The sequence below is a fragment of the Candidatus Jordarchaeum sp. genome (assembly GCF_052745115.1).
In genome coordinates this window covers 1-3,103 of record NZ_JBRAKS010000419.1, presented here as the reverse complement: position 1 = coordinate 3,103, position 3,103 = coordinate 1, and the positions used below count along the sequence as shown (strand labels likewise).

General features: G+C 42.2%; 2 protein-coding genes. One reads left to right on the top strand and one right to left on the bottom strand.

The genetic code is table 11. The annotated features are described in order from the left end of the window. Window positions 1–284: 284 nt before the first annotated feature. Entirely contained in the window at window positions 285–665 is a 381-nt protein-coding gene (locus ACUVXA_RS18880) for a roadblock/LC7 domain-containing protein (RefSeq protein ID WP_445872838.1), read from the top strand. 187 nt (window positions 666–852) lie between these two features. Here ACUVXA_RS18880 and ACUVXA_RS18875 read toward each other — a convergent pair whose 3' ends face one another. Next, window positions 853–3,042 (bottom strand): CDC48 family AAA ATPase, encoded by a 2,190-nt coding sequence (locus ACUVXA_RS18875; RefSeq protein WP_445872837.1) that lies wholly within the window; start codon window positions 3,040–3,042, stop codon window positions 853–855. Between the last annotated feature and the right edge of the window lie 61 nt (window positions 3,043–3,103).

The following is a 3,103-nucleotide window of genomic DNA, read 5'->3' as shown; positions in this document are numbered from 1 at the left end:
AAAAGGTTTTTTATAATTTGTCTAAAAAGCGAAGCTTATGTAGGTTTTTTAATAAATGTAAAGATTCTAAAAAGATTTATATTCGTTTTTCTTTTTAACTTTCTATTAAGAAAACTCAAAACTTGTATCATTTCCCTGAGACCAACACACATTGACAAGGTCTTAGCAGGATAAAACAAACTTTAATAATTCAGCCGCTAATAATTAAATATAGAGCTATATTTTCTTGAAATAAATTCAAACTTAAAAAACTATTATGATACAATTTTGGTGGTGATATAAACATGCCGAAGAATTGGAGAGGTGAACTTGAAGGCTTGTTAAAAGCCATGGAAGACGCCGACCCCGACATAGAAGCCTCCGCTATAGTGAGGACCGATGGTCTGGTAATGGCTTCGGCTTTACCTAAAAACGCAGATGAAGGCCTAATCGCAGCCATGAGCGCCGCTCTGCTCAACATAGGTAACCGAGCCGTGGTAGAGCTCGCCCGAGGAGAAATGGATAAAGTAATAGTAAGCGGTACTAAAGGAGATATAATTCTCCGAGGAGTAGGATCCGAAGCCGTATTATCCGCAATAACCAAACCTGGAGCAAACCTAGGACTCTTATTAGTAGAAATGAAAAGAGCCGGAGATCGCGTAGTAGACGTACTGAAACAGATGTAAAAAATTTTAGGAGAAAGGGCAGCAACCCTAACTCCAAATATTAGAAAAATGGTTCCAGCCTTCAAAATCTGAAAGTTAATTCAAAACAAAAAATATACTCACCTATTCTTTGAAATTAATACATAAAAATAAAGTGATTACTATTTCTTAAATTCCTTCAATTTTTTATAAAAGAGACTAGTTAGTTTTATACTAGGCCCTCAGCGAAGTTTCTGGAGATTTCCTCATATTTTTCTAATTGCCCCTTTGTTAAGGGTTTGACTTTTTCCAAAGCTTTCTCGAAATGTCTCCTTCTAATAGTGTACATTTTAAAATCTTCAGTTTTTTCATCTAACTGGTTCTCCATAATATACTCTCTTATAGCTATCATAATAGCCTCATTACAAATAGCAGCAATATCCGCTCCGGTATAACCCTCAGTTCGCTCAGCTAATTCCTTCAATTTTACATCTTTATCTAATGGGATCTTAGCTGTGTTGATATTGAAAATCTCAAACCTCGATTTCTCATCGGGAACCGGAATATAAATTATACGATCAAACCTTCCGGGACGTAGTAATGCGGGATCCACTATATCTGGTCTGTTGGTCGCAGCAACCACAACCACGTCATGAAGTTCCTCCAATCCATCCATTTCGGTAAGAATCTGACTTATGACCCTCTCAGAAACATGGGAATCACCGAAGCCTACTCCGCGAACCGGAGCAATGGCATCAATCTCATCGAAGAATATGATACAGGGAGATGATTGCCTAGCTTTTCTAAAGGTTTCCCTAACCGCTCTCTCGCTCTCACCCACATACTTGCTCAGGAACTCGGGTCCCTTAATGGAAATAAAGTTTACTTGACTATCATTAGCTAGAGCTTTAACTAACATAGTTTTTCCGGTTCCCGGCGCGCCATGCAGAAAGAGCCCTTTGGGAGCTTTTGCCCCCATATAGTTAAAGAACTTGCTGTATCTTAGAGGCCATTCCACCGTTTCTATTAACTCCTGTTTTGCCTCCTCCAATCCCCCGACATCGCTCCACCTTACGTTGGGAATTTCTATGAGAACCTCTCTCATAGCGCTGGGCTCAATGTTTTTCAAAGCATTGGTAAAGTCTTGCATGTTGACTTCTATCAGGTTTAGCACTTCTGCGGGTAGACTCTCTGTTTCTAAATCTATATCCGGTAGTATTCTCCTTAAAGCAAACATTGCTGCTTCCTTACACAGAGTCTCTATATCTGCTCCCACGAAACCATGTGTGAATTCTGATAAGAACTTGGGATCCACATCATCTCCGAGCGGCATACCTCTGGTGTGTATATGCAGTATTTCCATTCTAGCCAGCTTATTGGGTATACCGAACTCGATTTCTCTATCGAAGCGTCCACCGCGTCTTAGAGCGGGGTCAAGAGCATTGGGTCTATTTGTTGCACCAATCACCACTAGCTCCCCCCTAGTCTTCAAACCATCCATTAATGCAAGAAGCTGAGCAACTACCCTTCGTTCCACTTCCCCGGTTACTTCTTCTCTTTTGGGCGCTATACTATCCAGCTCATCTATGAAGACTATGCTAGGGGCATTTCTCTCCGCTTCTCGGAATATTTCTCTCAGTCGGCCTTCACTCTCTCCATAGAATTTGCTCATAATTTCGGGACCACTTATGGATACGAAGTATGCTTCGGTTTCGTTTGCCACCGCTTTTGCTAAAAGAGTTTTGCCAGTGCCAGGGGGACCGTGCAGGAGTACGCCTTTTGGTGCGGCGATTCCTAGGCGGTCAAATATTTCGGGGTGACGGAGGGGTAGTTCAATCATTTCACGTACTCTTCTAACCTCTTCGTGTAGACCTCCTATGTCTTCGTATGAGACTTTTTGCACCTTGGAATCTTTTACTTCTTTAGCGGGTTTTGTGCTGATCTTTATTTCTGTTGCCTTGTTTACGATAACTGCATCACACTTGGGTTTGAAGGAAGTAACTATTAGAAGAATCTTTTGACCCATTAGTGGTATTTCAATAAAGTCTCCAGAGGTTAAGGCTCTGCCTTCAAGAATTTTTTTGAAGTAGTCTTCTCCCTCGGTTATGCTAAGGGTTTCGGTGGGTGCTAGTTCAATCTTGGTGGCGGGCCGGGTTTCAACTCTCCGGATATTGGCTTTGTCGTCTATTCCTAATCCGGCATTTTTTCGGGTTGTACCGTCAATTCTAATAATTTGTTTTCCCCTGTCCTCTGGGTACCCGTACCAGGAGAGGGCCACGGTTCTCCTTTTACCGATAATCTCAACGCTGTCTCCGGTGGTTATATACAGTCTCTCAGCAATTAAGGGGTCTATTCTAACAATTCCGTGTCCCACGTCTCGGGGCTTGGCTTCGGCCACACGCACAGTCGCAGATCTCATCACCTATCACCGTTGTCCGAAACTTACCCATCTAGGACACTTCCAGATGGTGTTCGGTTCC

Excerpts from the sequence above, each read along its gene's own strand:
- ACUVXA_RS18880 (WP_445872838.1), top strand. The coding sequence starts at position 285 with ATGCCGAAGAATTGGAGAGGTGAACTTGAAGGCTTGTTAAAAGCCATG.
- ACUVXA_RS18875 (WP_445872837.1), bottom strand. The coding sequence starts at position 3,042 with ATGAGATCTGCGACTGTGCGTGTGGCCGAAGCCAAGCCCCGAGACGTG.